This is a genomic window from Pedomonas sp., from assembly GCF_036515995.1.
GTDB lineage: Bacteria > Pseudomonadota > Alphaproteobacteria > Sphingomonadales > Sphingomonadaceae > Pedomonas.
In genome coordinates, this window is the sequence record NZ_DATBUP010000093.1 from 1 (window position 1) to 4,216 (window position 4,216).

Sequence of the window (4,216 nt, forward strand, 5' to 3'; positions counted from 1 at the left end):
CTCTTCGGCTCCGCCGAAGCCAGCGCCACCGAACGGGCCGCCGGCACCGCCGCGCCGCCGGGCGCCGCCGCCGAAAAACTGCGAGAAGATGTCCATGGGGTCGCCTTCAAAGGCGAAGCCGCCGCCGGGGCCGCCGGCACCGCCACGGCCCTGCCACGCTCCTTCAAAGGGCGAGCGCGGTGCGCCGTCCGCGCCAATCTCGCCGCGGTCGAACTTGGCGCGCTTGTCCGCATCGCCAAGAATCGTATAGGCCGCCGAGACTTCCTTGAACCGCTCGGCCGCTTTCGGGTTGTCTGCATTCCGGTCGGGGTGGAGTTCCTTTGCCAGCTTACGATAGGCTTTCTTGATCTCGGCATCGCTGCTGCCACGCGCCACCCCGAGCACGCTGTAGGGATCTTTCGCCACCGCTGCTTTCCTTCGTCCTTCTGTTGCAATTATGCAACGTATCGCCCCCAAGGTAAGCATGAGGAACGCAGTTGTGAAGGGTGGCGGGCGCGTTTTCTAAGCCCACCCCAGCACTTAACCGGTCAGCGGCTGCTCCGGGCGCGCTTCGGGCAACCGAAGCGTGGCCAATGCAGCTTTGTTCAGGCTGTGGCCCGTTTCCCTGCCGGCCGAGCGGCGATCATCCGCTGACCACCCGCCAGCTGCCGTCCGCCTGTTTGCAGGCCGTACCTGACTTGGTGGACGAACGGCCCTGGTTCAGGGTGACGGAGGTGTTGAAGTCCCGACAGTTCTGGCCTTCGGCCCGCGCGTAACTGCGGCTGGTGGGCGTGATCGAGCCGCGATTGCCACTGTCAGGGTTCGTCCAGTTATAGGCGCGTCCGACCGTGCCTTCATCCAGCGCCCGCTGGGTCGTCGTGCCCAGTTCGTCCCGGTCCTTGTTGTCCAGGCTCTTGCCGATTTCGCTGCCGAGGTAGCCGCCTGCAATCGCACCGACAATTGTGCCGATGGTGCCGCTGGTGCCACTTCCGCCGATAGCCCGACCGGCCACCGCGCCAACCGCTGCGCCGCCGATGGTTCCGATCTGCTGCCGGTCCGCGTTTTCGCAGCTTGCCAAGGCAAGGGGCAGACACGCTACGAGGAGAATTCTTTTCATCGCCGTTGCTCCCTCTACACTCCAGAGGGTAAACGCCCGTCAGTGATTTATGGGATCAGAATAGGATGCGTCATGGCTGAAACCCCACATGCCGAGCCCTTCGAGATTTTCCGGGCGTGGTTCGCCGAGGCGCAGGAGAGCGAGCCGAATGATCCCAATGCCGTGGCAGTGGCGACGGCCGATGCACAGGGCCGCCCCTCCGTGCGCATGGTGCTGATGAAGTCATGGGACGAGTCGGGCTTCGTGTTCTACACCAACCTGGAGAGCCGCAAGGGCCGGGAACTGGCGGAGAATCCGAACGTCGCCCTGCTGTTCCACTGGAAGTCGCTGCGGCGTCAGGTGCGGATCGAGGGCAGGGTGGAGCCGGTCTCCGATGCCGAGGCCGATGCCTATTTTGCGTCCCGTCCACGGGACTCGCAGATCGGGGCGTGGGCCTCTGACCAGTCCCGTCCGCTGGAGGGCCGGGCGGCGTTCCTGGGGCGCATCGCCAAGGAAGCCGCGCGCTTCGGTGTCAGCGCGGTGCCGCGCCCGCCGCACTGGTCGGGCTTCCGGGTGGTGCCGGAGCGGATCGAGTTCTGGGAAGACCGCAGCTTCCGCCTGCATGAGCGGCGTTTCTTCGTGAAGACGCCTTCGGGGTGGAGCTGGACCTACCTGTACCCCTGAGCGCAACCGGGCGAGTACGTATCCATGAGCGAGCAGAGTGTCCTGATGCGGCGCGCCGCCATTGCCTCGGTCAGCATGGCCATCTTGCTGACCGGCGCGAAAACTGTGGCAGCGGTGCAGACCGGCTCCGTCTCCATGCTGGGCTCGCTGGCGGACTCCGCACTGGATCTGCTGGCCTCGCTCGTAACGTTGATGGCGGTTCGCATCGCCATGATTCCGGCCGACGACAACCATCGCTTCGGGCACGGCAAGGCGGAGGCCATTGCCGCGCTGGTGCAGACTGGTCTCATTCTGGTGTCGGCCGTCGGTATCGGCTGGCGGGCGGTCATGCGGGTACTGGAGCCGACGCCGGTGGAGCAGCCTCTGATGGGCGTCGGGGTTTCGGTGCTGGCCATTGCGGCGACGCTGGCGTTGGTGCTCTACCAGCGCTCGGTGGTGAAGCGGACCCGCTCCATCGCCATCGGCACGGACATGCTGCATTACCAGACCGACCTGCTGCTCAACGCCTCCGTCATCGTGGCGCTGGGGCTGGAGAGCGGGCTGGGACTGATGGGCTCGGACTCCGTCTTCGGCATTCTCATCGCGCTCTATCTTGCGTGGCGCGCGCTGCGCAGCGCCCGGCACGCCATCGACATGCTGATGGACAAGGAATGGCTGCCGGAGCGGCGGATGCAGGTGTTGCAGCTGGCGTCCTCCCACCCACAGATCAAGGGCGTGCACGAGTTGCGCACCCGCAGCAGCGGCTCGGATGATTTCATCCAGTTTCACATCTGGGTCAGGCCGGACATGAGCGTGTCCGAAGGGCACCGCATCGCCGATGAAGTGGAGGCGCGGGTGCGCCGGGCCTTTCCGGACGCGGACATTCTCATCCATGTGGACCCGGCGGGGCATGTGGAGGAAAACGAGAGGGGCATGGAGCCTCTCCAGCCGCAAGCCCAGCAACTGGGCCGGCAACAGGGCCAGCAACAAGGGGAGCCACGCGCATGACGCTGCCGATCTACCAGATCGATGCCTTCACCAGCCGTCCGTTCAAGGGCAATCCGGCGGCCGTGATGCCGCTGGAGGCGTGGCTGCCGGCAGAAACCATGCAGGCGATTGCCGCAGAGAACAATCTGGCCGAGACCGCCTTCTTCGTGAAGACGCCGGGCAGTGCTGCGGACTATCACCTGCGCTGGTTCACCCCGACCATGGAGATCGAGCTGTGCGGGCACGCAACGCTGGCCTCGGCATTCGTGATCTTCAGCCATCTGGAGCCGGAGCGGACGCAGGTAAGCTTCTCGACCGAGCAGGCCGGGCCGTTGTCTGTCACCCGTGACGGGGGTCGCCTCAGCCTCGACTTTCCGGCGCGCATGCCGAAGCCGGTTGCGCCCGACGCGGTGCTGGCCGAGGCGATGGGCGCAGCTCCGGACGAATACCGCCTGTTCGGCAACAAGCATTTCCTGGTTTACCCGGATGCGGCCACCGTTGCGGGCTTGCAGCCTGACCTGCGCGTGCTGCGCCAGCAGTTCGACGGATCTGGCATCATTGCCACCGCACCGGGGACAGGCGAGGTGGACTTCGTCTCCCGCTTCTTCGCGCCGGGCCTTGGGGTGGATGAAGATCCGGTGACCGGCTCGGCCCACTGCGATCTCATTCCCTACTGGGCGCAGCGGCTGGGCAAGGACACCCTGTTCGCGCACCAGATTTCTCCGCGCGGCGGCGAACTGTGGTGCCGCCTCAACGGTGACCGGGTGGATATCGCCGGAAACTGCGTGGAGGTGATGCGGGGGACGTTCTCGATTTGAGGTGAGGGCGGGGCGCAGGCCACGTGAGGGGGCGCCCCGCAAAGGGACATCAGGCGTTTCCCGAAGACCCGTCCCTGGCCCAGCGTGCGGCGGCGGCGTCATCCTCGGCGCGGGCGGAGACCCATGCGGCGGAGCCGGTTTCGCCTTCTTCCTTCTTCCAGAACGGGGCCTTGGTCTTGAGCCAGTCCATGAGGAACATGGCGGCCTCGAACGCGGCATGGCGGTGGGCGGAGGCGATGGCGACGAGAACGATCTGATCGCCCGGTTCAAGGCGGCCATGGCGATGGATGACTGTGCCGCCGAGGAGCGGCCAGCGAGTCTCGGCCTCGCGGCAGATGGCCTCAAGCTGATGCCGGGCCATGGCCGGGTAGTGTTCCAGCGTCATGGAGGTGATGAGCTGACCGCCCGCCATGTCCCGCACGAGGCCGGTGAAGGTGACGAGCGCGCCGATATCCGTGCGGTCCCCGCGCAGCCGGTCGAGCTCATTGGAGACGCTGAAATCCTCGGCCTGAACGCGGACCTCGATCATGGCAGCCTCAACCTCCGGTGACAGGCGGGAAGAGGGCGACTTCATCGTGAGGTGCGATGGGGTGGCTATCGTCCGCATAGTCCTGATTGACGGCGACGCGGATGGCGCTGCGGTCCTCAAGGGCGGCGGTGTAGCCGGGGCCGC

Annotated in this window: 7 protein-coding genes; 3 read left to right on the forward strand and 4 right to left on the reverse strand. The window is 66.2% G+C overall.

Annotation, left to right across the window (positions count from 1 at the left end; all coding sequences use genetic code 11):
• Positions 1-405 (reverse strand): DnaJ domain-containing protein (locus VIG90_RS07335; RefSeq protein WP_331592840.1); only part of this gene is annotated, 405 nt, incomplete at its 3' end.
• 217 nt (positions 406-622) lie between these two features.
• A complete protein-coding gene (locus tag VIG90_RS07340; protein ID WP_331592841.1) occupies positions 623-1,096 on the reverse strand; it encodes an RT0821/Lpp0805 family surface protein in 474 nt (157 codons plus the stop codon).
• 72 nt (positions 1,097-1,168) lie between these two features.
• On the opposite strand from VIG90_RS07340, the gene pdxH reads away from it, so the two are divergent.
• The 3 genes from pdxH to VIG90_RS07355 are packed head-to-tail and all read left to right on the forward strand — an operon-like array spanning position 1,169 to position 3,543.
• Positions 1,169-1,759, forward strand: a complete 591-nt coding sequence (gene pdxH, locus VIG90_RS07345; protein ID WP_331592842.1) for a pyridoxamine 5'-phosphate oxidase — start codon at positions 1,169-1,171, stop codon at positions 1,757-1,759.
• Between the two features lie 24 nt (positions 1,760-1,783).
• The gene (locus tag VIG90_RS07350; RefSeq protein ID WP_331592843.1) at positions 1,784-2,746 is read left to right on the forward strand and encodes a cation diffusion facilitator family transporter; all 963 of its coding nucleotides are present in this window, start codon (positions 1,784-1,786) and stop codon (positions 2,744-2,746) included.
• On the forward strand, positions 2,743-3,543 hold the full coding sequence (locus tag VIG90_RS07355) for a PhzF family phenazine biosynthesis protein (protein WP_331592844.1): 801 nt from the start codon (positions 2,743-2,745) through the stop codon (positions 3,541-3,543). The genes VIG90_RS07350 and VIG90_RS07355 overlap by 4 nt, the downstream gene beginning before the upstream one ends.
• 49 nt (positions 3,544-3,592) lie before the next feature.
• On the opposite strand, the gene VIG90_RS07360 is transcribed toward VIG90_RS07355, so the two are convergent.
• Together VIG90_RS07360 and VIG90_RS19855 are read right to left on the reverse strand one after the other, a co-directional pair.
• Positions 3,593-4,072, reverse strand: coding sequence for a molybdenum cofactor biosynthesis protein MoaE (locus VIG90_RS07360; protein ID WP_331592845.1), 480 nt, complete (start codon positions 4,070-4,072; stop codon positions 3,593-3,595).
• Positions 4,073-4,079: 7 nt separating this feature from the next.
• The gene (locus VIG90_RS19855; protein ID WP_414695477.1) at positions 4,080-4,175 is read right to left on the reverse strand and encodes a MoaD/ThiS family protein; all 96 of its coding nucleotides are present in this window, start codon (positions 4,173-4,175) and stop codon (positions 4,080-4,082) included.
• Positions 4,176-4,216 lie beyond the last annotated feature (41 nt).